Source organism: Sinorhizobium medicae, assembly GCF_007827695.1.
In the GTDB taxonomy this organism is placed as follows: Bacteria; Pseudomonadota; Alphaproteobacteria; order Rhizobiales; family Rhizobiaceae; genus Sinorhizobium; species Sinorhizobium medicae.
This window is the reverse complement of record NZ_VITA01000013.1, coordinates 87,177-112,863: the sequence shown is the minus strand read 5'-3', so window position 1 is coordinate 112,863 and position 25,687 is coordinate 87,177. Positions and strand designations below refer to the sequence as shown.

At 61.1% G+C, this 25,687-nt stretch carries 25 protein-coding genes; 7 read left to right on the top strand and 18 right to left on the bottom strand.

Annotated features, from left to right (window positions below):
- Positions 1-111: 111 nt before the first annotated feature.
- The 5 genes from FB009_RS21445 (at position 112) to edd (ending at position 7,157) form a co-directional block, all read left to right on the top strand.
- Positions 112-1,548: a glutamine synthetase family protein gene (locus FB009_RS21445; RefSeq protein WP_011974511.1), complete on the top strand. Its 1,437-nt coding sequence runs from the start codon at positions 112-114 to the stop codon at positions 1,546-1,548.
- Between the two features lie 16 nt (positions 1,549-1,564).
- Complete coding sequence (locus tag FB009_RS21440; protein ID WP_024311139.1) at positions 1,565-2,851, top strand: NAD(P)/FAD-dependent oxidoreductase; 1,287 nt, start codon at positions 1,565-1,567, stop codon at positions 2,849-2,851.
- A gap of 205 nt (positions 2,852-3,056) precedes the next feature.
- Positions 3,057-4,532 (top strand): glucose-6-phosphate dehydrogenase, encoded by a 1,476-nt coding sequence (gene zwf / locus FB009_RS21435; RefSeq protein ID WP_011974509.1) that lies wholly within the window; start codon positions 3,057-3,059, stop codon positions 4,530-4,532.
- An 8-nt stretch (positions 4,533-4,540) separates the two neighbouring features.
- Positions 4,541-5,236: a 6-phosphogluconolactonase gene (pgl, locus tag FB009_RS21430; protein ID WP_102045696.1), complete on the top strand. Its 696-nt coding sequence runs from the start codon at positions 4,541-4,543 to the stop codon at positions 5,234-5,236.
- A gap of 100 nt (positions 5,237-5,336) precedes the next feature.
- Positions 5,337-7,157 carry a phosphogluconate dehydratase gene (edd, locus tag FB009_RS21425; RefSeq protein WP_011974507.1) on the top strand — a complete coding sequence of 607 codons (1,821 nt, stop codon included), beginning with the start codon at positions 5,337-5,339 and terminating at the stop codon, positions 7,155-7,157.
- Positions 7,158-7,323: 166 nt separating this feature from the next.
- On the opposite strand, the gene FB009_RS21420 is transcribed toward edd, so the two are convergent.
- The 6 genes from FB009_RS21420 to FB009_RS21395 all read right to left on the bottom strand — a co-directional run bounded on the left by FB009_RS21420 (position 7,324) and on the right by FB009_RS21395 (position 14,296).
- Positions 7,324-7,734, bottom strand: a complete 411-nt coding sequence (locus FB009_RS21420; protein WP_024311138.1) for a hypothetical protein — start codon at positions 7,732-7,734, stop codon at positions 7,324-7,326.
- Between the two features lie 105 nt (positions 7,735-7,839).
- Positions 7,840-8,928, bottom strand: a complete 1,089-nt coding sequence (locus FB009_RS21415) for an ABC transporter ATP-binding protein (protein ID WP_011974505.1) — start codon at positions 8,926-8,928, stop codon at positions 7,840-7,842.
- Positions 8,929-8,947: 19 nt separating this feature from the next.
- Positions 8,948-10,603 (bottom strand): beta-galactosidase BglA, encoded by a 1,656-nt coding sequence (gene bglA / locus FB009_RS21410; protein WP_011974504.1) that lies wholly within the window; start codon positions 10,601-10,603, stop codon positions 8,948-8,950.
- 28 nt (positions 10,604-10,631) lie between these two features.
- The gene (locus FB009_RS21405; protein ID WP_011974503.1) at positions 10,632-11,774 is read right to left on the bottom strand and encodes a carbohydrate ABC transporter permease; all 1,143 of its coding nucleotides are present in this window, start codon (positions 11,772-11,774) and stop codon (positions 10,632-10,634) included.
- Position 11,775: 1 nt separating this feature from the next.
- A complete protein-coding gene (locus FB009_RS21400) occupies positions 11,776-12,786 on the bottom strand; it encodes a carbohydrate ABC transporter permease (RefSeq protein ID WP_127580519.1) in 1,011 nt (336 codons plus the stop codon).
- Between the two features lie 151 nt (positions 12,787-12,937).
- Entirely contained in the window at positions 12,938-14,296 is a 1,359-nt protein-coding gene (locus tag FB009_RS21395) for an ABC transporter substrate-binding protein (protein ID WP_018010526.1), read from the bottom strand.
- Between the two features lie 308 nt (positions 14,297-14,604).
- Between FB009_RS21395 and FB009_RS21390 the strand changes: the two genes are divergently transcribed.
- Positions 14,605-15,660 carry a substrate-binding domain-containing protein gene (locus tag FB009_RS21390; protein WP_024311136.1) on the top strand — a complete coding sequence of 352 codons (1,056 nt, stop codon included), beginning with the start codon at positions 14,605-14,607 and terminating at the stop codon, positions 15,658-15,660.
- Between the two features lie 26 nt (positions 15,661-15,686).
- Here the strand turns inward: FB009_RS21390 and folD are convergent, their stop codons facing one another.
- Positions 15,687-16,586 (bottom strand): bifunctional methylenetetrahydrofolate dehydrogenase/methenyltetrahydrofolate cyclohydrolase FolD, encoded by a 900-nt coding sequence (gene folD / locus FB009_RS21385; protein WP_011974499.1) that lies wholly within the window; start codon positions 16,584-16,586, stop codon positions 15,687-15,689.
- A gap of 351 nt (positions 16,587-16,937) precedes the next feature.
- Between folD and FB009_RS21380 the strand changes: the two genes are divergently transcribed.
- Entirely contained in the window at positions 16,938-17,927 is a 990-nt protein-coding gene (locus tag FB009_RS21380; RefSeq protein WP_011974498.1) for a glycosyltransferase family 2 protein, read from the top strand.
- Positions 17,928-17,972: 45 nt separating this feature from the next.
- Here FB009_RS21380 and FB009_RS21375 read toward each other — a convergent pair whose 3' ends face one another.
- The 11 genes from FB009_RS21375 to FB009_RS21325 form a co-directional block, all read right to left on the bottom strand.
- Complete coding sequence (locus tag FB009_RS21375; protein ID WP_102045697.1) at positions 17,973-18,542, bottom strand: hypothetical protein; 570 nt, start codon at positions 18,540-18,542, stop codon at positions 17,973-17,975.
- Positions 18,542-18,910: a hypothetical protein gene (locus FB009_RS21370; protein WP_011974496.1), complete on the bottom strand. Its 369-nt coding sequence runs from the start codon at positions 18,908-18,910 to the stop codon at positions 18,542-18,544. Before FB009_RS21370 ends, FB009_RS21375 begins: the two co-directional genes overlap by 1 nt.
- Before the next feature lie 165 nt (positions 18,911-19,075).
- A complete protein-coding gene (locus tag FB009_RS21365) occupies positions 19,076-19,627 on the bottom strand; it encodes a rod-binding protein (RefSeq protein ID WP_011974495.1) in 552 nt (183 codons plus the stop codon).
- Positions 19,628-19,725: 98 nt separating this feature from the next.
- A complete protein-coding gene (locus tag FB009_RS21360) occupies positions 19,726-20,139 on the bottom strand; it encodes a hypothetical protein (RefSeq protein WP_011974494.1) in 414 nt (137 codons plus the stop codon).
- 4 nt (positions 20,140-20,143) lie between these two features.
- Positions 20,144-20,896 (bottom strand): flagellar biosynthetic protein FliR, encoded by a 753-nt coding sequence (gene fliR / locus FB009_RS21355; RefSeq protein WP_011974493.1) that lies wholly within the window; start codon positions 20,894-20,896, stop codon positions 20,144-20,146.
- Positions 20,893-22,980 (bottom strand): flagellar biosynthesis protein FlhA, encoded by a 2,088-nt coding sequence (flhA, locus tag FB009_RS21350; protein WP_011974492.1) that lies wholly within the window; start codon positions 22,978-22,980, stop codon positions 20,893-20,895. Before flhA ends, fliR begins: the two co-directional genes overlap by 4 nt.
- 141 nt (positions 22,981-23,121) lie before the next feature.
- Positions 23,122-23,388: a flagellar biosynthetic protein FliQ gene (locus tag FB009_RS21345; RefSeq protein WP_003529857.1), complete on the bottom strand. Its 267-nt coding sequence runs from the start codon at positions 23,386-23,388 to the stop codon at positions 23,122-23,124.
- Positions 23,389-23,394: 6 nt separating this feature from the next.
- A complete protein-coding gene (gene flgD / locus FB009_RS21340) occupies positions 23,395-23,811 on the bottom strand; it encodes a flagellar hook assembly protein FlgD (protein ID WP_011974491.1) in 417 nt (138 codons plus the stop codon).
- Positions 23,802-24,251 carry a flagellar biosynthesis repressor FlbT gene (gene flbT / locus FB009_RS21335; RefSeq protein ID WP_011974490.1) on the bottom strand — a complete coding sequence of 150 codons (450 nt, stop codon included), beginning with the start codon at positions 24,249-24,251 and terminating at the stop codon, positions 23,802-23,804. Before flbT ends, flgD begins: the two co-directional genes overlap by 10 nt.
- On the bottom strand, positions 24,248-24,595 hold the full coding sequence (gene flaF, locus FB009_RS21330; protein WP_011974489.1) for a flagellar biosynthesis regulator FlaF: 348 nt from the start codon (positions 24,593-24,595) through the stop codon (positions 24,248-24,250). The genes flbT and flaF overlap by 4 nt, the downstream gene beginning before the upstream one ends.
- Positions 24,596-24,632: 37 nt before the next feature.
- Positions 24,633-25,685 (bottom strand): flagellar hook-associated family protein, encoded by a 1,053-nt coding sequence (locus tag FB009_RS21325; protein WP_011974488.1) that lies wholly within the window; start codon positions 25,683-25,685, stop codon positions 24,633-24,635.
- Between the last annotated feature and the right edge of the window lie 2 nt (positions 25,686-25,687).

Here is a 25,687-nt window from a genome sequence, read left to right as displayed (position 1 = left end):
TGTCTTCGCCTCCTCCTTCCCGGCGACCATGGCGAAAGTCAATCGCCTGTGTCTAGCTAATTGCCAAACTGCGGTTATGATTGCGGCATCCGAAGCCAACCCCGGTGATTTATGTCTTCCAAGAGAAGTGTTGCCCAAGAGACAGCAAAGGTCAGCAAAAGTTCGAAAATCCCCCCCGCCCTTCATTCCGCCCGTGGCGTGAAGACCTGGACCGAAGCCGTCGACTGGCTAAAGATCCGTGGTATCGAAGATATCGAATGCATCACCCCGGACCTTGCGGGCGTTGCGCGCGGCAAGATGATGCCGACGTCCAAGTTCACATCCAATACCTCGCTCGCCTTGCCATCGGCGATCTACCGCCACACGATCTCCGGCGAGTATCCCGAGGAAACCGGCCAGTTCCGTTACGACGCCCGCGACAGCGACATCAAGCTCGTTCCTGATCTCTCAACCCTTTCGATCGTTCCCTGGGAGACCGACCCGACTGCACAGGTCATCTGTGATATCGTCGGCTCGCAGGGCGAGCAGATCAGCTACACTCCACGCAACGTGCTCAAGCGTGTTATCGAGCTATATCGGCAGAAGGGCTGGAAACCGGTGGTCGCACCGGAGATCGAATTCTATCTCGTCGCCCAGAACGACGACCCCGACTACCCGCTGCGGCCGCCGAAGGGCCGGTCCGGCCGGTCCATCCTCGGCGGCCAGGGTTATTCGATTGCCGGCATCAACGAGTTCGACGAGCTTATCGACGACATCTACCATTTCTCCGAAAAGCAGGGTCTGGAGATCGACACGCTGATCCACGAGGAGGGCCCGGCTCAACTCGAGATCAATCTCAGGCACGGCGATCCGGTCGAGCTTGCCGACCAGGTCTTCCTGTTCAAGCGCACGATCCGCGAAGCGGCATTGAAGCATGGAATTTATGCGACGTTCATGGCCAAGCCCATGCAGGGCCAGCCGGGCTCCGCCATGCACATCCACCAGTCGGTGATCGACATCGAAACCGGCCGTAATATTTTTTCCAATCCTGACGGCTCACCGTCCCAGGAGTTCTTTTTCTTCATCGGCGGCATGCAGCACTATGTGCCACGGACCTTGTCGATGATGGCACCCTATGTGAATTCCTACCGGCGCTTGACACCGGACATGTCCGCGCCGGTCAACACCGCCTGGGGCTACGACAACAGGACGACGGCGTTTCGTATCCCCGTTTCCGATCCGGTCGCCAGACGGATCGAGAACCGTCTTCCGAGCTCCGACGCGAACCCCTATCTTGCGCTGGCCGCCTCGCTCGGATGCGGCTATCTCGGCATCGTCGAGGGCCTGCTGCCGACGCCGCCGTCGGAGCACACGGCAAACGAAGGTGCGATCGAGTTGCCGCGAGGGCTGCTCGAGGCAGTCTCGCTGCTCGAATCGGCGCCGGCGCTGACGGAAGTCTTCAGCGCCGAGTTCATCGCCATCTATGCCGGCGTCAAACGCGGCGAGTTCGAAACGTTCATGCAGGTCATCAGCCCGTGGGAACGCGAGTTCCTGCTCCTGAATGTCTGACCCGGAAGACGGTTCCATGAGCTGGCAAAGCCCGATCTCGCCCGGATATTCCTGGTATGAGGCCACTATCCCGGAGAGGCCTGCCTTTCCGGTCATGCCCGGCTCCCGCAGGGCCGATGTCGCCATTATCGGCGGTGGCTATACCGGTCTGCAGGCGGCTTATAACCTCGCCCGGAGCGGGACGGACGTCACGCTGATAGACTCCTGCCGCTTCGGCGACGGCGCCTCGGGGCGCAATGGCGGGCAGTTCGGCACCGGTCAGCGTCTCTGGGCGGAGGAAGCGGAGGAGATGCTCGGCCGCGAACGGGCCCAGCGGCTCTTCGACATGGCCGAAAACGCCAAGCGCTATGTCCTGGGCTTTGCCGAAGAGCATGCGATCGATATCGAATTCATGCCGGGCCAACTCTCGGTCAGTCACAAGAAAAGCCTCGAACGGGACTATCGCGACCATGTCGAGGCGATGACGGAGCGATTCGGCTATCCGCACCTTTCCTTCATGGATCGTGAGGAAACCGTAAGCCGGCTCGGCTCCAGCCATTACCACTTCGGCATCCGGGATGTCGGGACCGGGCACATCCACCCCATGAAGCTGGTCGTGGGGCTCACGCGACAGGCAGCGCGAGCGGGCGCCAATCTCTACGAGCAGACGAAGGCGCTGAGGATCGAGAAGAAGGGCGGCCTGGTCGTCATAGAGACGACGAGCGGCACGATAACGGCCGATCGGGCGCTGATCGCCTGCAATGCCTATATCGGCAATCTCGAGCCGGTTACCGCGGCCCATGTCATGCCGATCCGTTCCTTCATCGGCGCGACGTCGGTGCTGGCCGACCATCCCGAAGTTCTGCCCGGCGGCGAATCGGTCGACGACTCGCGCTTCGTCGTGCGCTATTTCCGCAAATCGAAGGACGGGCGGCTGCTCTTCGGCGGGCGCGAGGCCTACACGGCCGACAATCCGCGCGACATCTCTGCGCATATCCGCCGTCAGATATGCGAAATCTATCCGGCGCTTGCGGACATCGAGGTCACGCACGCCTGGGGAGGCTCGGTCGGCATCACCATGCCGCGCCAACCCTTCTGCCGCGACGTCATGCCGGGCATCACCTCGATCGGGGGATATTCCGGCCATGGCGTCATGCTCGCCAACTACTGCGGCAAGCTCTATGCCGATCTCGCGCTTGGTAAAGCCACGGAGCTCGATCTGCTGAAAGAGCTCAAAATTCCGGCCTTTCCCGGAGGGACGCGGTTCCGCTCGGCTCTTCTGTTCCTCGCTCTCACCTGGTACGCATTGCGCGACAGAATGTAGCGGATAAGCTGAAACGACTGGCCCCTATTTTCGGACGGTCGCGCAAAGCCTTGAATTGTTGCATAATTCCGGCGCCTGATCGACGACGATATCAGCGACGGTGCGTCGGAAAGCGCGGCACTCACCCATTTTGTTGCGGCGCACCCTAGCCATTTTAAATCGATTAGATTATATCAGCCAGACCTCAACGAGATCGAGATTTCCTATGAGCAGCCAGATCATTCCCGTCGAACCGTTTGACTATGTGGTGTTCGGGGGCACCGGCGATCTAGCGGAGCGCAAGCTGCTGCCGGCGCTTTACCACCGTCAGATGGAAGGCCAGTTTTCGGAGCCGACGCGGATCATCGGCGCCTCGCGCGCAAGCCTCTCCCACGAAGAATACCGCAACTTCGCGGCCGACGCCCTGAAGGAACATCTGAAATCCGGGGAGTTCAACGAGGCGGAAGTCGAAAAATTCACCGCGCGGCTCTTCTACGTGTCCGTCGACGCCAAGTCCGAGCAGGGATGGGACGATCTGAAGAAGCTTCTGGACGAAGGCAAGGAGCGCACCCGCGCCTTTTACCTCGCTGTAGGGCCGGCGATCTTCGGCGACATTTCCGAGAAAATACGCGATCACAAGCTGATCACCAGGAACACGCGCATCGTCGTCGAGAAGCCTATCGGCCGCGACCTCGCCTCCGCGACGGAGCTCAACGACACGATCGGCAAGGTCTTTCGTGAAGAGCAGATTTTCCGCATCGATCACTATCTCGGCAAGGAAACGGTGCAAAACCTTATGGCGCTCCGTTTTGCCAATGCGCTTTATGAACCCTTGTGGAATTCCGCCCATATCGATCACATACAGATCACCGTTTCCGAATCCGTCGGGCTCGAAAATCGGGCCGGCTACTATGACAAGGCGGGCGCACTGCGAGACATGGTGCAGAACCATATTCTCCAGCTCCTCTGTTTCGTGGCCATGGAGGCGCCGACCTCGATGGACGCGGAGGCCGTGCGCGACGAGAAGCTCAAGGTGCTTCGCGCGCTGAAACCGATCACCGCGTCCAATGCGGAACAGGTGACGGTCCGCGGCCAGTATCGTGCGGGCGCATCATCCGGCGGCCCGGTCAAGGGCTATCTCGAAGAGCTCGAGGGAGGCGTTTCCAACACGGAAACCTTCGTCGCGATCAAAGCCGAGATCAGCAATTGGCGCTGGGCGGGCGTGCCTTTCTATCTGCGCACCGGAAAGCGAATGGCCGGCCGCATGTCGGAGATCGTCATCACCTTCAAACAGATTCCGCACTCGATCTTCGACCAGAGCGCCGGACGCATTTCGGCCAACCAGCTGATGATCCGCCTGCAGCCGAATGAGGGCGTCAAGCAGTCCCTCATGATCAAGGACCCGGGGCCGGGCGGCATGCGGCTGAGGAACGTTCCGCTCGACATGAGCTTCGCGGAGGCCTTCGCCGTGCGCAATGCCGACGCCTATGAGCGCCTGCTGCTCGACGTGATCCGCAACAACCAGACCCTGTTCGTGCGGCGCGACGAGGTGGAAGCCGCCTGGCAGTGGATCGACCCGATCCTCAAGGCCTGGGAAATGACCGGGCAGCAGGTGCAAGGCTATACGGCCGGAACCTGGGGGCCGAGCCAGTCGATCGCGCTGATCGAGCGCGACGGCCGTACCTGGAACGATGCGATCTAGGGCCGATCATGAGCGCGAACATGCACATATTCGAAAACGCGTCCGCAGTGGCGGAGGCCCTCGCGGACGACGTCGGCGCAAGGCTTGCCGCTGCAATCGCGGCGAGAGGTACTGCGAGCCTCGCGGTGTCGGGGGGCTCGACGCCAAAGGCGTTTTTCCAGTCGCTTTCCCGTCGCGAAATCGATTGGCCGAAAGTGACGGTCACCCTCGTCGATGAGCGCTTCGTGCCGCCGGAGAACGAGCGCTCCAATCATCGTCTGGTTGCCGACAACCTGCTCAAGCACAGGGCTGCGGAGGCGCGTTTCGTTCCGCTCTACTACGCGGCAGAGACTGTGCCAGCGGCTGCGGCAATCGCGAGCCAGAAAACGGCTGATCTCGGCGCACCTCTCGATGTCGTGGTGCTTGGAATGGGAACGGACGGCCACACGGCCTCGTTCTTTCCCGGAGGATCGCGCCTTGGTGAAGCACTCGACCCGGCGACCCCGCGCGGCGTGATCACCATGGAAGCGGAAGGCGCCGGCGAACCCCGTCTCACCTTCACTTTCTCCAGCTTGCAGGATGCCGGCTATCTGGTGCTGCATATCGAAGGCAGCAAGAAAGAGGTGCTTGCTCAGGCAGAGGCCCCCGGCGCGGAGGCAGAGATGCCGATCCGGGCCATGCTCAGGCGGGCCGCATCGCCGCTGCAGATATACTGGGCGCCTTGAGGCGGCCCGCAAAGCGCCGCGGCGCAACCTGGCGCTGTAGCGCCCGAAACCGATGACCGATGAAAACAGGAGTCGTCAGGACTCCGGAAGAGGATGTGCCATGTCCGCCGATTCCCGCATAGCCGCCATTACCGCACGCATCGTCGAACGCTCAAAGCCCTACCGGGAGCCCTATATTGACCGTGTACGCGGGGCCGCAGCGAACGGGCCGCACCGCACGGTGCTCGGCTGCGGCAACCTCGCGCATGGATTTGCGGTCTGTTCCCCCGCCGAGAAGGTGGCGCTTGCGGGCGACCGCGTGGCAAATCTCGGCATCATCACCTCCTACAACGACATGCTTTCGGCGCATCAGCCGTTCGAAACCTATCCGGCGCTGATCCGTGAGGCCGCGCACGAGGCCGGCGGTGTCGCGCAGGTCGCCGGCGGTGTGCCGGCCATGTGCGACGGCGTCACCCAGGGGCAGCCCGGCATGGAGCTGTCGCTCTTCTCGCGCGATGTCATCGCCATGGCGGCCGGCATCGGCCTGTCGCACAACATGTTCGACGCGGCCGTCTATCTCGGCGTCTGCGACAAGATCGTACCCGGGCTTGCGATCGCCGCGCTCACCTTCGGCCATCTGCCGGCGGTCTTCATTCCCGCCGGGCCGATGACCTCAGGCCTGCCGAACGACGAGAAGGCCAAGATCCGGCAGCTCTTCGCCGAGGGCAAGGTCGGCCGCGACGAATTGCTGGAGGCGGAGTCCAAATCCTATCACGGCCCCGGCACCTGTACCTTCTACGGCACCGCCAATTCCAATCAGATGCTGATGGAAATCATGGGCTTCCACTTGCCCGGCGCTTCCTTCATCAATCCCGGCACGCCGCTTCGCGACGCGCTGACCAAGGAAGCCACGAAGCGGGCGCTTGCGATCACGGCGCTGGGCAACGAATTCACCCCGGCCGGCGAGATGATAGACGAGCGGTCGATCGTCAACGGCGTCGTCGGCCTGCATGCGACCGGCGGTTCCACGAACCACACGCTGCACCTTGTCGCAATGGCTCGCGCAGCGGGCATCGTGCTGACCTGGCAGGACATTTCGGAGCTTTCCGACCTAGTGCCGCTGCTCGCGCGCGTCTATCCGAACGGGCTGGCTGACGTGAACCATTTCCACGCCGCAGGCGGGATGGGTTTCATGATCGCTCAGCTCCTCAGCAAAGGCTTGCTGCATGACGACGTCCGCACCGTCTACGGCCAGGGGCTCAGTGCCTATGCCATCGACGTGAAGCTCGGCGAAAAAGGCAGCGTCAAACGCGAGCCGGCGCCGGCTGTGAGCGCCGATCCGAAGGTCCTCGCAACCATCGACCGTCCGTTCCAGCACACTGGCGGCCTCAAGATGCTGAGCGGCAATATCGGCAAGGCGGTCATCAAGATCTCCGCCGTCAAACCGGAAAGCCATGTCATCGAGGCGCCCGCCAAGATCTTCAACGGCCAGGGTGAACTCAACGCCGCCTTCAAGGCGGGTAAGCTCGAAGGCGATTTCGTGGCTGTCGTGCGCTTTCAGGGCCCCAAGGCCAATGGCATGCCCGAACTGCACAAGCTGACGACGGTGCTCGGGATCCTGCAGGACCGCGGCCAGAAAGTTGCAATACTCACCGACGGGCGCATGTCCGGCGCGTCCGGCAAGGTTCCGGCGGCAATCCATGTGACCCCGGAAGCGAAGGAAGGCGGTCCGATCGCGCGCATCCAGGAGGGCGACATCGTCCGCATCGATGCGATCAAAGGCAAGATCGAGGTGCTCGTCGAGGATATCGCGCTTAAGACGCGCGTGCCGGCGCATATCGATCTGTCCGACAACGAGTTCGGTATGGGCCGCGAACTCTTCGCTCCCTTCAGGCAGATCGCCGGTGCAGCCGACCGTGGCGGAAGCGTGCTCTTCAATTAGATCACTTCCGGGCGTGCGTGATGGTCATTCATTCCCGTGACGAGTACAGGGAAGAGGGAGAGAAAAGCGCTTCCGTCACCAGCTCACGGGATCCCGGATAATGCCGCGCGGGAATGATCATTCCAAAAAATCAGAACGGCTCCGGGCTCGCCCTGGGGCCCACCGGTCACCGATAGATGTCGAGCGTGCGGTTCCGGTGGTTCGGATGGGTGCTGTAAACGAAGATCCGGTTGAGGTCCCGGTCACTCAGGAGCCGCAGGAAGCGCGCCTCGATGATGTTGTTGGAGTGGACGCGCTTCAAAAGGCAGCCGATCAGGGGAATGCGGGCGCTCGGTATGTCGAGATAGAAGTTCTCCGGCAGCTGGAACTGGGTCAGGATGCCGATCAGCGCGCTGCTCTTCGAGATCTTGATGATCTCGCAGCGGCGCGAGGAGAGATGCTGCATGCCCTTTTCGGTGAACTCTATCCGCGCTTCGTTGCGCGTATCCTCCAACGGGTAACTCGCCTCCCGATCGTACATGAACGACTCTTCCCTGTTCAGGAAGTGCCTGATGATCCCGGGGGCTGCACTGCTCATCGAACTCGCCTTCTGCATTCCAATTTCGGCGAGCCTAGCCCATGAAATTTAACAGAGAGTTCAAGGCTTCACGCCGAAAATGCCCATCATCCACCCCCCGCTGAACTACGCCCGATAGCTTTGCCCCCTGGTGTCGAAGAGATGCAGCTTCGCCTTGTCGGCGGTGAACCGCACCTTGTCGCCGCGGCCGACCTGGGCAATGCCGGGCATCTTGGCGATGATCGGCTCGTTCTCGACCAGTCCCTCGATATAGAGCAAAGTCACCTCCCCCAGCGCCTCGACGATCGAGACGGTGCCCTCGAACAGGAAATCGTCGGTCCCGGTCACCTGCAGGTCTTCCGGACGCACGCCGAAGCTTGCAGTCTTGCCGTTTTCGGAGGCGTTCGTCGGGATGTCGAGCGTTACCGATTTTCCGCCCGCGAGCGTGACGGCGGTTTGCTGCCCGGTCGCGGTGATTGCCGCCGGGATGACGTTCATGGCCGGCGAGCCGATGAAGCGGGCAACGAAGAGGTTTGCCGGGCGTTCATAGAGTTCGAGAGGGGCGCCGACCTGCTCGATGTGCCCGGCGGAAAGGACCACGATCCGGTCGGCGAGCGTCATCGCCTCCACCTGGTCATGGGTGACGTAGATCATCGTCGTATCCGACATCTGCTCACTGAGCTTGGCAATCTCGATGCGTGTCGCCACGCGGAGAGCGGCGTCGAGGTTGGAAAGCGGCTCGTCGAAGAGGAAGACCTTGGGGTTCCGGCAGATCGCCCGGCCGATGGCCACGCGCTGCCGCTGGCCGCCGGACAGCGCCTTCGGAAGCCGGTCGAGATAGGGCGTAAGCTGAAGCATGTCCGCCGCTGCGCGCACGCGGCGATCGATCTCCTCTTTCGATTCCCTGGCAATCCGCATGCCGAAGGCCATGTTGTCGTAGACGGTCATATGCGGATAGAGCGCATAGGACTGGAACACCATGGCGATGCCGCGTTTCGAAGGCGGCACATCGTTGACCCGCTCGCCGGCGATGAACATGTCGCCGCCGGTTATTTCCTCGAGTCCGGCGATCATGCGCAAAAGCGTCGACTTTCCGCAACCGGACGGTCCGACGAAGACGACGAACTCGCCCTCCTTGATCTCGAGATTGATGCCGTGAATAACGTCGACCGCCCCGTAGGACTTACGGATATTTTTCAGCAGCAGGCCTGTCATGGCACCCTCCCCTCAGTTCTCAAGCCAGACGCGCGAAAAACGCGCCCCAGGCCGGTAGCTTGACCTCGTGATCCATTATCTCAAAGACGAAGCCGTGACCATCGAGCGGCTCAAGCCGCTTGATCGGTAATTCCTTCGTCGCTGGCTGGTCGCTCATATTGAACAGGCAGAACAGCTTCTCATCGCCATGAATGCGAAGGAAGCCAAGCAGAGCCCCCTTGGTCTCGACGAACTCGATCTCTCCCTTGGCGAATGCCCGGTGCGCTTTTCTGAAGGCGAGAAAGCGGCGGTAGTGATGCAGCACGGAGTTCGGATCGCTCTCCTGCACGGCGACTGCCCCCGGAACGTGACTCTTGCAAATCGGCAGCCAAGGCCTCGTGCTGCTGAAGCCGCCATCGGGGAGGCTCTCCCAGACCATCGGCGTACGGCAGCCGTCCCGGCCCTTGAAGTCGGGCCAGAACTGAATGCCATAGGGATCCTTGAGGTCCTCATAGGCGAGTTCCGCTTCGGCAAGCGCAAGTTCCTCGCCCTGATAGATGCAGACGCTTCCACGCAGCGACATCAGCAGACTGGCGAGCAGCTTCGCATGCGCATCACGGCTGGTGACTCCATGTGCCCAGCGACTGATATGGCGAACGACATCATGGTTCGAGAAGGCCCAGCAGGCCCAGCCTTCGGGAGCCGCCCTCTGGAAGTCGCGCAGGACCTCGGCCACCCTTTGCGGCGTCAGCTGATCCGGTGCCAGGAACTCGAAGGCGTAGCACATATGCACCTTGTCGCCACCGGAGGTGTATTCGGCGGCGATGTCGAGACCACGCTGGCTGTCGCCGACTTCCCCGACGGCGGCAATCGCCGGGAACTCATCCATCAACGCACGGAAGCGCTGCAGGAATTCCAGGTTCTCCGGCCGGTTCTTGTCGTAGATATGCTCCTGGTAGTTATAGGGATTAACCGCCGGCGCGGTCGAGGCGTTGCGGCGTTCTGGTGCCAGAGCCGGGTTGTCGCGCAGCTCACGGTCATGGAAATAGAAGTTGATCGTGTCGAGCCGAAAACCGTCGACGCCACGCTCCAGCCAGAAGCGTGCGACAGAGAGCAGTGCGTCCTGAACCTCGGAATTATGCAGATTGAGGTCGGGCTGCGAGATCAGGAAATTGTGCAGGTAATATTGCAGCCGCGTTGGATCCCATTGCCAGGCGGAACCGCCGAAAATCGACAGCCAGTTGTTCGGAGGTGTTCCGTCTGGCTTCGAATCCGCCCAGACGTACCAATCCGCTTTTGCATTGCTGCGGGTCGACCGGCTTTCGACGAACCAGGGATGCTGGTCCGAGCTGTGCGACAGGACGAGGTCGATCATCACTCGAAGACCGAGCCGATGCGCCTCGGCGATCAGCGCATCGAAGTCGTCGAGCGCGCCGAAGATCGGGTCGACATCGACATAATTCGAGACATCGTAGCCGAAATCCTTCATCGGGGACGTGAAAAAGGGCGATATCCAGATCGCGTCCGCGCCGAGCCCGGCAATGTGAGGCAACCGAGCCGTGATCCCCTGCAGATCCCCGATCCCGTCGCCATTGGTGTCCTGGAAGGAACGGGGATAGATCTGGTAGATTACCGCTCCGCGCCACCAGTCCCTGTCCGGCTCGAGAAGGGAGCTCGTCGTTTCGCTCAGTGTCATGCTGTTCAGTTTTCCTTGTCCGAATGGATCAGCCGCCCTTGACCGACCCAGCCAGCAGGCCGCGCACGAGGTAGCGTTGCAGGGCCAAGAAGACGATCAGCGGAACGACGATGGTGATGAAGGCTGAGGCGGTAAGAATTTCCCAATTGCCGCCGCGTGAGCCGAGGAGATTGACGAGGCGTCCGGTCAGCACCAATTCGTCGTTCCCCGCGCCGAGGAAGACGAGGGCGACGAGCAGGTCGTTCCATGTCCACAGGAACTGGAAAATCGCAAAGGAAGCGAGCGCCGGGAAAGACAGAGGCAGAATGATTTTTACGAAGATTTCAAAATCGCTGGCGCCGTCGACGCGCGCCGATTCCATGATCTCGCGCGGCAGGCCGGCCATGTAGTTGCGCAGGAGATAGATGGCGAGCGGCAGGCCGAAGCCGGTATGCGCAAGCCAGATGCCCATATAGGTCTTGGCGGGAACACCGAAAAAGGCGCTTACTCCATTATAAAGCTGCAGCAGCGGGATGAGCGACATCTGCAGCGGCACGACCAGAAGACCGACGACGGCGGCGAGCAGGATCGCACGCCCCGGGAAGGGCATCCACGCCAGCGCATAGGCTGCGAAAGCGGCGATCAGGATGGGAATGACGGTCGAAGGAATGGCGACCGTCAGCGAATTCAGGAAGGATCTGCCGATCCCTGCCGCACTCAGGACCTCGGCGTAGTTTTCCAGGGTGAAGCGTGGCGGCGTCGTGGCCGTATAGAAGATGCGCTGTCCTCGCGAACCTTCCATTCGTTGATCCGACACGATTTCAAAACTGCCGTCGGCCTGAACCGTCAGTCTTTCGCCGTCGTTGAGTTCCGCCGTTTCTCCCGCCTCGAACTTGGTGGGTTCACGGCTGGAAAAGCCGAAGGCGGAGACCTCACCCCGCCCGTCCAGCAGGTTTCCGGAAATCACGAACTTGCCGTCGCGCTCCACCTGGCTCTCGGCCGAGGGAGCGCGTGCGACGGCGTTTCGCGACGAGCTGGAAAGGGCCGTCCACCAGCCGGAAACGGCGAGCTGGTCCTTGTCGCGCAGGGAGGAAATCAGCAGACCGGCGGTCGGCAGAGTCCAGAGCAGGACCAGAAGCAGGACGGAGAGATGCACCGCCCAGGTGAGCGGAGAACGCCTAGACGGATTCATCTCAGTGCCCCCCCGTTTCCCGGGTCGCGTTGCGGATGTTCCAGATCATGATCGGAACGACCAGGATCATGATGACCACTGCGATGGCTGCGCCGCGACCGAAGTCGCCGCCGCCGCGGAACATCCAGTCGAACATGAGATTGGCGAGCACCTGGCTCTGCCATTGGCCGTTCGTCATCGCGAGTACGATGTCGAAGACCTTGAGGACCAGTATGGTGATCGTGGTCCAGACGACGGCGATCGTGCCCCAGATCTGCGGCACCATGATCTTGAAGAAAATCTGCCAGCCATTGGCGCCGTCGATGACCGCCGCCTCGATCGTCTCCTCGGGGATGCCGCGCAGCGCCGCCGAAAGAATGACCATGGCAAAGCCGGTCTGAATCCAGATGAGGATGACCATCAAAAAGAAGTTGTTCCAGAAGGGGAGCGTGATCCAGGCCTGGGGCTCGCCGCCGAGCGCGACGACGAGCGCATTTAAAAGGCCGATCTGGTCGGAGCCTGCCGCGCGGTAGTCATAGATGAATTTCCAGATGACGGCCGCGCCGACGAAGGAAATCGCCATCGGCATGAAGATCAGCGTCTTGGCGATATTGCCCCACCAGATGCGGTCGGTCAGCGCCGCAATGATCAGGCCGAAGAAAGTCGAAAGCGCCGGCACGACGAGGAGCCAGAGGAAATTGTTGAAAATCGACTGACGGAACTCGCCGTCATTGATCATCCACAGGTAGTTGCGCAGGCCCACGAAATCCTGGCCTCCACGATCGTTGAAGCTTAGCAAGACCGATTTGATGACGGGATAGACGAGATAGATCGCAAGCGCCAGCAGAGCCGGGGCGAGAAACAGCCAGGGGCGTACCATGTTCGCGAAGCGCAGGTTGCGCGAGGCGGCGGCACCGAATTTCCCTTTGCAAGGAAATATCCAGTCGAGAAGAAGATTCGAGCTCCAGAAATAGGCTGCGCAGACCAGGACGCCGGCCACCATCGTGAGAATGGCAGCAATCAACTGCTCCATGACACATTCCTCCCCTCTCACGCCTCTGGAATCTGCTCCAGGCGCTTTGTATAGCGGCCGCTGCCGTTTCATCGGCGGCCCTCTTGCCGGAGAGCCGCCCGAAATCGAGGAAAAAGGCGGACGGTGCCCCCACCCTCCGCCTTGCCTGACTTTACTTGATCGAGTCCCAGGCCTTCTGCACGCCGGCGGCGACGTCGGCAGCAGGCTTGCCCCCGACGAAATCGACCATGCCGGTCCAGAAGGCGCCGGCGCCGATCTTGCCAGGCATCAGGTCGGAACCGTCGAAGCGAAACGTCGTGGCGTTCAGCAGGATTTCACCCTGCTTCTTCAATGGCGGATTTCCGTAGACGTCGACGTTGACGCTCTTATACGGCGTGAGGAAGCTCGTCTGCGCCATCCAAACCTCGTGCGCGATCGGGGTCTTCAGGAACTCGATGAAGGCGCGCGCGGCTGGAGTGTCCCTGGTGATCATGGCAAGCGTGCCTGCGCCGAGCACCGGATTGCCGAGCTCCTTTTTGCTCTCATAAGGCGGCATGTAGAAGAAGTCGGCATCCTCTCCGACGACCTTACCTTCCGGGAAGAAGGACGGAATGAACGAGGCCTGGTGGTGCAGATAACATTTCGGCGGAGAACTGAAGAGGCCTTTCGGGCTGTCTCGGAAGTCGGCCGACGCCACCGCTGCTGCGCCGCCTTCGACGAAGGCGTCGTTGCGGGCGAACCAGCCGAACTCCTCAAGCGCACCCGTGACCGCCGCATCGGTGAACGGTATCTCGTTCTTCACCCATTTGTCATAGGTCTCGGCGGGCTGGGTCCGCAGCATCAGGTCCTCGACCCAGTCGGTGGCCGGCCAGCCGGTCGCGCCGCCCGAACCGAGACCAATGCACCACGGCTTTTCGCCGTCTTCGGCGATCTTCTCCGTCAGTGCCTTCAGTTCCTCCATGGTTTTCGGAACTTCATAGCCGGCATCCTCGAAGTTCTCCGGCACGTACCAGACGAGCGACTTGACGTCGATCTTGTATGGAAAAGCGTAAAGCGCGGGCGTGCCGTCCTTGCCGTTATAGGTGGAGAGGTCGACCCATGACTGGCCCGCAGCATAGTTGTCGAGAAGCCATTGCTTGGTCTCGTCGCCGAGCGGCGTCAGGAGCCCCTTGGCGGCGAGATCGGCGATCAGACCGGGCTGCGGCAGGATTGCGATATCAGGCGGGCTTCCCGCCTGCGTATCGATTACGATCTGCTGCTCGTAGTTCTCGGAGGACGAATATTTCAGCTCAACACCGGTCGCCTCGACGAAATAGGCATATACGCTCTTGAACAGAGCCTCGTCCTCGCCGCGCCAGGGACCGAAGATCGTGAGCGTCTGACCCTTGAGGTCGTGGCCCTTCTTGAATTCCTCCAGGCTCGCCCAATTGAATTTGGAATCCTCGCCCGGCTTGAACTTCAGGTCGGCAGCGCCGGCGGCTCCTGCAAGCAATGCGAGTGCGGCCACGCCGATCAGAAACGATCTTTTCACCTCTTGTCCTCCCCAAAAAGAAGCCCGGGCGGGCACGCCACGGGCGGATCGTCAAAGCGCGCATTCAGGCGCGAACTCAAAGCGCTTTGAGCTCGTTCCACACTCCATTGCCGCAGAGAAAGAGTCAAGAGCCTTTCCGTCCTATCAAACACGACGCGTGCTTTTGCCGTGCGGCAACGTTTTGCGGCGCGAAATGCAGGCTTTTCGCTTTTTTCGACGAGGTGGCGATGATACAGGACATGGGAGGTGCTTGCCGAAGCATGAAAAACAAAAAAGATTACTCAAAGCGCTTTGGGAGGATTTCGGGCATGGCGGTCAACCTCAAGCAGTTAGCGGAGCTGCTCAGTCTGTCGCAGACCACGGTCAGCCGGGCGCTTAACGGGTACCCCGAGGTCAATGCGGAGACGCGGGCGCGGGTGTTGGAAGCGGTCAGGGAGACGGGCTACAGGCCCAATCGCGCAGCACAACGCCTCGCGACCGGGAAAGCCTTTTCGATCGGCCTCGTCATGCCGATCGCGTCTGGCATCGATTCCGACATCCATTTTGGTGAGTTCCTGGCGGGGCTGGCGGAGGAAGCCGTCGAGCATGATTTTCACTTCGTGCTGAACCCCAGTGCTCCCGAAGACGAGGAGGCGACGTTCCGCCGCCTGGCGGCGAGCGGCAATGTCGACGCGGTCTTCATCGCCTATATGCGCGCAAACGATCCTCGCATCGAGATGCTAAAGGCCCTCTCCATCCCCTTCGTGGTTCACGGCCGATCGATCGGTGGGCCGCGGGACTATCCGTATCTCGATGTGGACAATACCGGCGCCTTCTACGACGCTGCCAGGCTTCTCATGCAGTTGGGACATCAACGTATCGCTCTTATCAACGGACCGGAGCACCTCACCTTTGCGATCCGCCGGAAAAAGGGCCTGATGCGCGCACTCGCGGAGAAGGGTTTCAATCTCGACGAGGCGCTCGTCCACCACTCGGCAATGACCGACGAACACGGCTACCGAAGCATGCAGCGTTTTCTCAAACGCCCGAACCCGCCGACCGCCGTTCTCTGCTCCAGCACCGTGACGGCACTTGGTGCGGTGCGTGCGATCAACCAGGCCGGCCTCGTCATCGGCACCGACATTTCGCTCATCGCCCATGACGATGTCCTGCCCATGCTGAAGCCCGAGAACTTCAGCGTCCCGCTGACGACGACACGCTCCTCGCTTCGCGCGGCGGGTGCGCGCATCGCAAAGCGGCTGATCGGCGGGATCCTCGATCAGGGAGACTATCCCGAGCAGGAGCTTTGGCGCGCCGAATTGATCGTGCGAGCCTCGACCGGGCCCGCACCCGATCGCCAGCGCAATTCAGGGAAAACTGTGTAGCGTCGTGCGGCGTCGCGCGGCAGCCGTCAGAACTTCGGCGGCCGACGGCCGGCTTTGCGATGGGCGGCGATGATCGTATTCGCCATCAGCATGGCGATCGTCATGGGTCCGACGCCGCCCGGCACAGGCGTAATCACGCTTGCGAGCTCGGCGCACTCCTTGAAAGCGACATCACCGACGAGCTTGGTCTTACCCTCGCCTCGCTCCGGCGCAGGAACGCGGTTGATGCCGACGTCGATCACCATCGCACCGGGCTTGACCCAGTCCGCCTTGACCATCTCCGGACGACCGACCGCAGCAACGAGAATATCCGCATTTCGGCAAACTTCCGGAAGGTTCTTGGTGCGCGAATGCGCCGTCGTAACCGTCGCATTGGCTGCGAGGAGCAGGGCACCCATCGGCTTGCCGAAGAGGTTGGAGCGGCCGATCACGACCGCGCTGAGTCCGGAGAGGTCGTCGCCATACGTCCGGCGCACGAAAACCATCGCACCGGCCGGCGTGCAGGAGACCAGCCCACCTTCGAGGTCGCCGGTTGCAAGCTTGCCCGCATTGACCACATGCAGGCCGTCGACGTCCTTCTCGGGGAGGATCGATTGGATGATCGGCTCCGATCGGAGATGCTTCGGCAAAGGCAGTTGCACGAGAATGCCGTGGATGGCCGCGTCCGCATTGAGCTGAGCGACAAGCGCCGCCAGTTCCTCCTGCGACGTCTCCTCCGGCAGCGTATGCTGGACGGACAGAAAGCCGCATTCCTTGGCCATCCTGCTCTTCGCCGAAACATAAGTGTGGCTTGCCGGATCGTCCCCGACAATGACGACCGCGAGGCCCGCGCGCACGCCCGTTTCGCGTTCCAGCGTGCTGGTGGCGGTTTTTACGGTTTCGATGACCGAAGCAGCAACATCCTTGCCATCAATCACAGTCGTCATGGGGTATCTCCCGATTTGTCCCGAACGCGGCACACTCTAATTCAAGCCGCATCCGGCGATTGCCTGCATGCGCCCTATGCTGTTCCAAACGCATAATTGCAAGTGCCCGGGCCGCAGGGAAGTGCTACCTGTTCTCCGGGTTGTTGTTCCTTGAACCGGCAGGAGACCTCTCCACCCGACATGCAAGCCTTTTCGGAACAGAAGAATCCGGATCGGCCACGCTGGCGATTCCGGCTTTTGCAATACCGACCCCGGGCGTAAACTCTTCATTCGAAACGCTGTTTTCCCATTCAACCTCTGTTCAGAAAGATTGTTGTAGTAATTGCTTTTAAACACGAACAGGCTTTGACGATGACGTCGGACGGCCAAGACAGTTTCATCCACTTCCAGGCGAAACTGGAAGATGCGGCCTACATCGAGCTCGTCGTGGTCGTGCCGACGTTCCGGCGTCCCCATCATATAGTCAAGACGCTGAAGACCATCGTCTCGCAGCGGCCGGACGTCCCCTTGGCGACCATCGTCGTCGAAAACGACGCAGAGGGGCTTGCCGGTGCGCAGGCGGCGAAGAACTTCTTCAGCGGCCATTCCTTCGATTGCGTCGTCGCCGTCGCGCGGCGCCTCGGGCATGCACATGCCTGCAACGCCGGGCTGACGGCCGCCCTCGACCTCTTCCCCAATGTCCGTGCCGTTGCCTTCATCTACGATGACGAGGTCGCCGCTCCCGAATGGCTGAGCGGCCTGATGGCGGTGCAGGAGGCGCATGATGCCGACATCGTCGGCGGGCCGCAGCTTCCCGTCTTCGGACACCCGCAGGAGCAGAAGTGGAAGCGACACCCGGTATTCGCCCCTCCCTATAACCAGAACGGACCTGTGCCTGCCCTCTACTCCGCCGGCAACGTCCTTGTCACGCGCAGAGTGCTCGACGGCATGCCGCGACCATTCCTGGATCCGGCTCTCAATGTCGTTGGCATCGGCGATGCGGATTTCTTCGACAGATGCAGGGCGAAAGGCTTCTCCTTCGCATGGGCAGCGGATGCATGGGTCGCGGAATCGGTTCCTGCTCATCACACGACGGCTTCATGGACGCGCGCCCGCAGCCTCGAAAAAGGTGCGATCTCAGCGCTTATGGAACATCAGCGGGATGCGACGTTCACGGGCCGGCTGAAGTCGCTGCGCAAGTCCCTGCGGCTGCTGATCTCATCGCTGCCGGTCGGGGTCAGTCTCTGGGCCGAGACTGGCCTTGCCGCGGCCAGTCTCTACCCTCTCCACGTGGCGATCGGGCGGCTGACGGCAAGGATCGGCCCGGCCGACACACGTGGCCGAGACGACGACAAGGCCTGATATGGTCGACGTTCTGAACCGTTTTCGCTCCGGGCAACGCGTGCGTCAGCGCCCGCCGCTCGTCGCCTGCACCGCACCTTCCGGGAGGCGGTCCGAGGCCACTTTGCCGCGCCTGTCGACGATCGGCACGGGCTTCTGATGCGGCTGGTTCTGGCTGTTGGCGAGACGCTCGACGTCGTCTTTGGTGAGATATTCAAGCTGCTCGACCAGAACTTCGGAGATGACCTCGCCTCCGAACTTTTTGTTGAGACCTTCCCTGACCGCGAGCTTGAAGCTTGGGAGGTCGAACGCGGCCGTATTGGCGACATCGATGAACTTCGAGCCCACGAGCATGTCGTAGAGCTCGTCGGTAACGAGCTGTCGCAGCGGCGCGTGCAGCCCGGCGATACCTTCCCGCGATGCCGAGAAGGAGAGCTTTGCGAGAAAATAACCCTGCACTGCCCCGTCCCGGATGGACGGCACCGTTATCATCTCCCCGGGGACATACTCCTGCGACGCGCGCCGGTCCGCCTCCGCATCCGAAAGCACGGGTGCCGACGCATGCTGCATCGAAAAATAGACGGATCCGAGCGTGACGACGCAGACCCAGACCCCGGTGAGGACGAGCTTCAACATCAGAAATCGCTGTAGCGGAACTGGGCTTCGGTATAGATGCCATCCGCGTCGGCATCCTGGGCGGCGGTCTTGAGCAGGTCGACGACGGAGCGAACCGCTTCCAGATGCGCAGCGACCTTCTGCGCGTTGACCTCCAGCTTGTTCCTGAGATGGCGCGTCTGGGCGGCGAAGGCGGGCGAAATCTCACCCGGCCCGGCGTCGCGATGAAGCATGGTCAACTCATAGAGGCAACGGCTCTTGTGAGCATTCGATGTCTTCAGATCAAATTCGGGATCTGCACCGATACGGCTGTTCTCGTTGTCGATAATCATCTCCAGCCGGCCGAGAACGTTTTGGATTCGCAGGTCATTGGATGCCAGAGCTTCCATTATCAACTCCCCATATGCACTTCGCTGGGCGCGGGCGAAACGATGCCCAGGCATTTTCCCGCCCGCTTGTTCCAATTTTGTATGAGATGCGGAACACCGGAGGTGCTCCTCACCCGCTGATTGTGAATCTCGTGCCCCCGGCCCTTAGAGCCCTGGAGCCTGACATCAGGCCTGTTTCTTCTTTTCGTCATCGGGCAAGAAAGACGCGAGCGCCTTGCGCTCATATTCCTGGACCATCCCGGCGGCGAGATTCCGACTGTCGCCATCGAGCGAGGCATTCACCTGGCCGGCGGCGTCGTCTCCAACCATCTGATCGGCGATCCCGATCCCACCGCCCTTGGAAAGCACATCGCCGATCTGCTCGGCCATCATGCTCTTCCAGATGTCGCCGGACGTGCCTTTGCCGTAGACGTTCTCGCTGTCGCTCGGAAGCATGGACTTCACGAAATTCTGCAGGACCATTGCCTCGAATTTCCGATAGGTCTCAGGGATCTTCTTCGCTTCGGCCCGGTTGCTGATGTCGCCAAGGCCGCTCGATCCCTCGGAGGTGTTGAGCACCGAAACCGCAGCCGCGAACCCATCTCCGTTTTCCGCAAGGCTGGTCGCCTGGAAAGCGGCACGGTTGGCTTTGAGCCGCGCCTGGGCCTCTTGAACCTCCGCCGGATCCGCCGCGCGTACGACATCCATCACCAGATCGCTGGGCGGGGAAATTGCCATGTCAGATCCTTTTCAAGGCCGAGGCCGGCACTTCGTTCGCCGGGCAACGCCATGTTCGTGAACCAGATGATGCCCGTGCTGGGGCGTCGATCGAGCCACTATCGCCCGTCAACCTTACGGGAAGCTGGCGCTCCGAGCGAAACATACTGGTCGATCAGATCGAGAACCGAATTGTCGGCGGATTCGCGGTCCTCCTGCAACCGGGCGTCCTTCATATTTTCCTCCAGCCTGTCGCCCTTGGCGCGCTCCTTCACCATTCGCGCTTCGTGCACCTGCTGAATTCCAAGCAGCATCTGATCCTTGTGCACGAGGCGCCCGAGTTGGGAGGAATAGTGACCTGAGAACACGCGATGCATCGGATGGGCCGACCCCATAGCATCGACGACCACGTCGATCGTTCCGGCAAGTTCCACGCGCTGCCGGGCGGTCTCCGCTACTTCGCTTTCCGCCATCCGCTCCAGGTGCCGCTGAACGGCGACCAGGCGTTTCAGCTTCTCCGACCGAGCCTTCATGGAGCTAGCCACCCTGCATGACGGGAGCGAAACCGTCCGCAAAGAGGCGCAGCATCGCCGCGATGCCGAGATAGAGGAGGAACAGGCCGCCCATGATAAGATAGGGCTGCGATATGAAGTAGACCGGGATCTGCGGCGCCAGCTTGTTCACCATGCCGATCGCGACGTTGAACAGAAGGCCGTAAATCACCAAGGGGCTGGCGAGCCTGAGCATGATCATGAAGGTCTGTTCGAGCGAGTTGGTCAGCGTGATCAGCATTCCCTGCGGGTCGAAACCCGCGCCTATAGGCATCACTCTATAGGACTGTGCGATGGCCTCGAAGATCACGTGATGGAAATCCAGCATGAAGAGAATCATCAATCCGGCGAAACTGATCAGGCTGGTGAGCTGGTTCTCCGCGGTATCCTCCAGCACATCCGCCGTCGGCGGCGGGCTGAACCCCATCATCATCGTCATCGCGGTTCCGGCAAACTGCAGGCCAAGCACATAATATCGCGCGACGAGCCCTATCACGGCGCCGACCGCGGTCTCGGTCGCGACCAGGTAGAGATAATCGTGACCTTTGCCCGTCACCTGCGGATAGATGTCCGTCCACATGACCGGCAGGATGGCCATGGAGATCGCCACTGCCACGAACAGCCTGATCTGCATCGGGACGCGTGCGGTCGAGAAGCCGGGCATGATCATGATGCAGCCGCCGATCCGGCAGAAGGCCGCAAACAGCGCCAGCACCGTACCCTCGGGATCGGTGATCATGAAATCGAGCCGATGATCTTGATCTCGAGCCCCTTGGCGAGTTCGACATGCGAGAGCACGGGCAATGTGGCGAAGAGGCGTTCGATGATCATGCGCACATAAGAGCGGGATTCGGGCGAACTTACCAGCACGAACGGCATGCCCCGGTCGAGATGTTCACGGATAACCTTCGTCGCCTGCTCGCTGAATTCCTCGAGATGGCGCGGATCGATATCGAACTCGACGATCTCGCCCTTGGCGTCACGCTTCAGCGCCTGGTGGAAGACCATGTCCCACTTATTGCCCAGCCGCAGCACGCGCAGCACGCCGTTGTCGGCGAGATCTCCGCAGAGCTGCTGCGACATGCGCACGCGTACATGTTCGACGATCTGCTCTGTCTTGCGCACATGCGGGGCCAGCTCCGCCACGGCTTCGAGGATCAGATGCAGGTTGCGGATCGAGACGCGCTCGGCGAGCAGCAGCTTCAACACCGCCTGCAGGCCGGAGTAGGACATGTGTGAGGTACAGATCTCGTCCGCAAGCTTGCGGTATTCCGGGTCCAGCCGTTCGATCAGGACCTTTACGTCCTTGTAGGAGAGAAGCTGCGGCAGGTTGTTGCGGATCACTTCGCTCAGATGCGTCAGCACCACCGACACATTGTCGATCGGGTGGAAGCCCTCGCGCTTGAGGTCTTCCGTGAACGTCTCGAGAATCGATACCGCGGGCATACCGAAAGCCGGTTCCCGGATGTCGTCGCCGGGCACGCTCGGCCGCCGCCCGCCCCCGGTTACCACGAGCACTTCGCCCACGCGGACGGTGTTGGAGGCGATCGTGGTTCCGTGAATCCGGACATGGTAAGCCTTGTCGGGTATTGTGATGTCATCGGAAACCTTGATCTCCGGAACGACGAGACCGTACTGAAGCGCGAATTTCCGGCGCATTTTGCCAACACGGAAAGCGAGTTCCTGGTGGGCGCCCAGCAGCCTCGTGGAGACCTGCTTGCCAAGCAAGAGCTCGATCTCCGCCGTCTTCAGCACCGATTTGACGGAATCCTTGTCACTTTCCTTGCTCTGCTGCGCCTTTGCTGCCTCCTCATCCCGCTTTGCCGCCTTCTGGGCCTCTACTTGCCGCGGAATGAACCAGCTGAGGAATGCCATGCCGCCGCCAAGTGCCGCGAAGGGAAGGAAAGGCAGGCCCGGCATGACGGAGAGCAAGACGATAAGACCGGAGGCGACCATCAGGGCGCGGGGATAGTTGCTGAGCTGGCCCATGACCGCCTGATCGGTGGAGCCGGCGGTGCCCCCGCGCGAGACGAGCAGGCCGGCGGCGAGCGATACGATCAGCGCCGGGATCTGGGAGACGAGACCGTCGCCGACGGAAAGCTTGACGAAGACGTCGGCCGCCTCGCCGATCTCCATGTCGTGACGGAGATAGCCGATGATGATCCCGCCGAAGACGTTGATCGCGGTGATGATCAGGCCGGCGATTGCATCGCCCCGCACAAATTTCGACGCGCCGTCCATGGCGCCGAAAAAGGAGCTTTCCTCCTCCAGTTCGCGGCGGCGGCGCTGGGCTTCCTTTTCGTCGATCAGACCGGCCGAGAGATCGGCATCGATGGACATCTGCTTGCCGGGGATAGCATCAAGGGTGAAGCGCGCGCCAACTTCGGCGATGCGCGTGGCACCTTTCGTGATGACGATGAAGTTCACGGTGATCAGGATCAGGAAAACGATAAGGCCGATGACGAAATCGCCGGACATGACCAGGCTTGCGAAGCCGGAGATGACTCCGCCGGCGGCACCATGGCCCTCATGACCATGGGAAAGGATGACACGCGTGGTGGCGATGTTCAGCGCCAGGCGGGTCATGGTCGAGATCAGCAGGATCGTCGGAAAGGACGAGAAATCGAGCGGCCGCTGTATCCACAGCGCGACCATCAGGATCAGCACCGAGAATGAAATGGAGAAGGCAAGCCCGAGGTCGATCAGGAAAGGAGGGATCGGCAGGAACAGAATCGACAGGATCATCACGATCCCAAGCGCAAAGCCGATGTCCCGGCCCTTGGGTGCAAGTTTCGGGATGATCAGCGTAGCCTGTTGTGCCATGTCTCTTCCGTCTCTTCATGAGAGGCGGGCAGCGGTCATATGATCTGCCCAAGGTTATGGCAGAAGACCTAGAGCACCAAGCTTGCGCGAAGGTGGTATCCGGGGGAGAAAGCGCGTGCTGCCACGCCATCCGAGCTTAAGCTAGAACCCGCTCTGTATCCGCGAGAAAACGATATCCGTGAAGATGGAAATCTGCGCGCCGACGAAGGGTGCGGAAATGGCGGCCGTGATCATCACGGCAAGAATCTTCGGCACGAAAGTCAGCGTCATCTCCTGGACCTGGGTCAGGGCCTGGATGAAGGCGATGCCAACGCCGACCACCATTGCGGCGAGAACGGCAGGCCCCGAGGCCACGATCACGGTCCAGATCGCCGCCTGTACGATGTCGAGGGCATCTGCCTCATTCATGGGAACTCACTTCACTTTAACGCCCGGACCGATGACGAGCTCCTTGCCCGTATCGAGCACTGCGATGATTCCGTCGGAGTATAGTTTCACCTCCTTGACGACACCAGTGGTCTTGCCGTCAGCGCTGGTGACAGTCCTGCCGATCACCGCATCCGCCTCGCTGAGCGACGTGCGCTGCAGCAGGCTCTCCAGGTTCTTGTTGGTCTTGATCGTCTGCTCCACCTGGGAGAAGGTCGCAAGCTGCGCGATCTGCTGCGTTGCGTCCATCGGCTGGGTGGGATCCTGGTTCTTCATCTGCGCCACGAGCAGCTTGAGGAAGCTCTCGTAGTTGAGCGTCGCCGCACTCGCATCGCCGGCCGATTCCGTGCCTGAAACAATGGGCGTGTAGCTGTTGGACGTGTTGTTGACGCCGCTTACCGCCATGGCGCGATCTCCTTGCGTATCTGTTCCACCGTCGCAGGCGTCATCTCCTGCGCGTTGAGGATCTGGTCCTCGATCGGGTAAAGCGCCCGAATCGCTTTCAGCGCCTCGAAGGCGCGTCCCTGCGTGACCAGCCCGTCGATGCGCTTCAGCTCGGCAAGCACCTCATCGTTCCTGAAGCAGTTGACCAGCATGACGATCGACTTGCGGAACATCGAGGTCGACTGGTCCGCGCCTTCCGGATTGATCAGGATCATCTGGGCGATGAAGTAGAGCTGCCTGAGCGGTGTCGTCGCATCTTCGGGCTGCAAAACGTGGTTCTCCAGCAGGAACGTCACGTCGTTCAGGAATTCGATCGCAACCTTGCGGTCGACGCGAAGCACTGCGCCGTTTACGAAGATCCTCTCGCCCGATTTCAGCGAAATACGCAGTGTGCTCTTCATTTCAGTCCATCCCTGATGATGGTGGTGATGTCTATTATGCCTTGGAAGTTGGAAGATTCGCGTTTGCGGATTTTTTCCGTCTCGTTCAGAATCCAGATCCCGATCGAGATGAGGTTGGCGCGCAGCTCTTCGTTGAGCTGATTGTCCGGCGCACGCAAATCTTCGATGAACCGTATCCAGAGGCGCCGGGTGAAATAAACCGCTTCGATCGCCTCTCGGGTGTATCCGTTCTTTTCCTTCGCCGCCTGCAAGAGCGCGATGGAACGATCGAGAACCTGCTTCTCCCGATCCTTGGAAACGGCTACGCCTTCCTCCATGATCTCGGCGTATGCAAACTGATACATTCAGACGTCCCTCATGCTTGTCCGTATCCTCTAGTCATCAGAGGAAGTCTATCAAACTCAACCGCTGGATCCGCGACGTCAGAGTGTAGGAGGTCTCTACCTGCGTCAGCAGTGTGTTCATCCGCGTCGAGGCCTCGTAGGTGTCGACGCCTTCGAGGTCGGTGATGTGTGTTTTGATCAGCTTGATCTGGGCCTGGAGGGAGGTGTTCGCCTTCTTCACGCGCGCCTCCGAAATACCCAGGGTGCTGCGCTCCGCGGTGATCTGCGTGTTGGCCTGTTCGACATAGCCGAGCGCCGCCTCCCCGATATAGGCCCGAACCTCGGAGCTTACGTTTTCGTCCATCAGTTCCAGCGCGATCACGCTGGCGAGAGCGAATTTCCGGAAGCCTTCCGTCGTGGCATTGGCGGAGCTTTGAACCACCTCCGTCGTGCTGATGCGGCTCGTCATGTTCTGGCTCGAGGCATCTGACCAATCGGCGGCCCATTGCGCGTCGCTGGCATAGAGCGGCTCGAGCGTGTTGGTGATGAAGTCCTCCATCTGCGCCTTGGTGAAGTCGCTCATGGAGGCGATGCCGTTCGCCGACATGTAGGTGGCCAGCGCGTTGTCGAAGGTCGTCTTCGCCGTCGAGCCGGCAGCACTGTAATCGTTAAACGGCCTTACGTCGGTGTTGATGCCGGCGAAGAGAAATTCTCCGTTGAATGACAGGTTCGCCGCCGACGAGAAGGCCGATATGGCGCTCTGTATTTCAGTGTTCTGGATGGCGAGCTGATCGGCTGCATCGTTACCCTTGAAGGTGACAAGGGTGTTGCGCACCTGCTGGGCCGCTTCGGCCATCGCGGCGAGGGCCGATTGCGACGCCGCAAGCCGCTGGGTAACGACGGAATTGGTATCAACGAGGGTGCCGAGCCGCGCCAGCTCGCGCTGCAGGCTGACGGAACGCGCCGTCGAGGAACCGAGCGCCAGCCCTACATCAGCATGACGGCCGGTCGTCACCTCCGTCTGGAGCTTCAGCAGTTCCGCCTGCCCCTGCTGAATGGTCAGGCGCATGGCGTTCTGCACGGCCAGGTTAGAAACGAAGGATGTCTTCATGA

Excerpts from the sequence above, each read along its gene's own strand:
- FB009_RS21400 (WP_127580519.1), bottom strand. The coding sequence starts at position 12,786 with ATGGAGCAGTTGATTGCTGCCATTCTCACGATGGTGGCCGGCGTCCTG.
- FB009_RS21415 (WP_011974505.1), bottom strand. The coding sequence starts at position 8,928 with ATGACAGGCCTGCTGCTGAAAAATATCCGTAAGTCCTACGGGGCGGTC.
- fliR (WP_011974493.1), bottom strand. The coding sequence starts at position 20,896 with ATGATCACCGATCCCGAGGGTACGGTGCTGGCGCTGTTTGCGGCCTTC.
- FB009_RS21405 (WP_011974503.1), bottom strand. The coding sequence starts at position 11,774 with ATGAATCCGTCTAGGCGTTCTCCGCTCACCTGGGCGGTGCATCTCTCC.
- FB009_RS21380 (WP_011974498.1), top strand. The coding sequence starts at position 16,938 with ATGACGTCGGACGGCCAAGACAGTTTCATCCACTTCCAGGCGAAACTG.
- FB009_RS21325 (WP_011974488.1), bottom strand. The coding sequence starts at position 25,685 with ATGAAGACATCCTTCGTTTCTAACCTGGCCGTGCAGAACGCCATGCGC.
- flhA (WP_011974492.1), bottom strand. The coding sequence starts at position 22,980 with ATGGCACAACAGGCTACGCTGATCATCCCGAAACTTGCACCCAAGGGC.
- flaF (WP_011974489.1), bottom strand. The coding sequence starts at position 24,595 with ATGTATCAGTTTGCATACGCCGAGATCATGGAGGAAGGCGTAGCCGTT.
- FB009_RS21420 (WP_024311138.1), bottom strand. The coding sequence starts at position 7,734 with ATGAGCAGTGCAGCCCCCGGGATCATCAGGCACTTCCTGAACAGGGAA.
- edd (WP_011974507.1), top strand. The coding sequence starts at position 5,337 with ATGTCCGCCGATTCCCGCATAGCCGCCATTACCGCACGCATCGTCGAA.
- FB009_RS21375 (WP_102045697.1), bottom strand. The coding sequence starts at position 18,542 with ATGTTGAAGCTCGTCCTCACCGGGGTCTGGGTCTGCGTCGTCACGCTC.
- bglA (WP_011974504.1), bottom strand. The coding sequence starts at position 10,603 with ATGACACTGAGCGAAACGACGAGCTCCCTTCTCGAGCCGGACAGGGAC.
- FB009_RS21390 (WP_024311136.1), top strand. The coding sequence starts at position 14,605 with ATGGCGGTCAACCTCAAGCAGTTAGCGGAGCTGCTCAGTCTGTCGCAG.
- FB009_RS21370 (WP_011974496.1), bottom strand. The coding sequence starts at position 18,910 with ATGGAAGCTCTGGCATCCAATGACCTGCGAATCCAAAACGTTCTCGGC.
- flbT (WP_011974490.1), bottom strand. The coding sequence starts at position 24,251 with ATGAAGAGCACACTGCGTATTTCGCTGAAATCGGGCGAGAGGATCTTC.
- folD (WP_011974499.1), bottom strand. The coding sequence starts at position 16,586 with ATGACGACTGTGATTGATGGCAAGGATGTTGCTGCTTCGGTCATCGAA.
- FB009_RS21440 (WP_024311139.1), top strand. The coding sequence starts at position 1,565 with ATGAGCTGGCAAAGCCCGATCTCGCCCGGATATTCCTGGTATGAGGCC.
- flgD (WP_011974491.1), bottom strand. The coding sequence starts at position 23,811 with ATGGCGGTAAGCGGCGTCAACAACACGTCCAACAGCTACACGCCCATT.
- FB009_RS21445 (WP_011974511.1), top strand. The coding sequence starts at position 112 with ATGTCTTCCAAGAGAAGTGTTGCCCAAGAGACAGCAAAGGTCAGCAAA.
- FB009_RS21360 (WP_011974494.1), bottom strand. The coding sequence starts at position 20,139 with ATGAAGGCTCGGTCGGAGAAGCTGAAACGCCTGGTCGCCGTTCAGCGG.
- FB009_RS21365 (WP_011974495.1), bottom strand. The coding sequence starts at position 19,627 with ATGGCAATTTCCCCGCCCAGCGATCTGGTGATGGATGTCGTACGCGCG.
- pgl (WP_102045696.1), top strand. The coding sequence starts at position 4,541 with ATGAGCGCGAACATGCACATATTCGAAAACGCGTCCGCAGTGGCGGAG.
- FB009_RS21345 (WP_003529857.1), bottom strand. The coding sequence starts at position 23,388 with ATGAATGAGGCAGATGCCCTCGACATCGTACAGGCGGCGATCTGGACC.
- zwf (WP_011974509.1), top strand. The coding sequence starts at position 3,057 with ATGAGCAGCCAGATCATTCCCGTCGAACCGTTTGACTATGTGGTGTTC.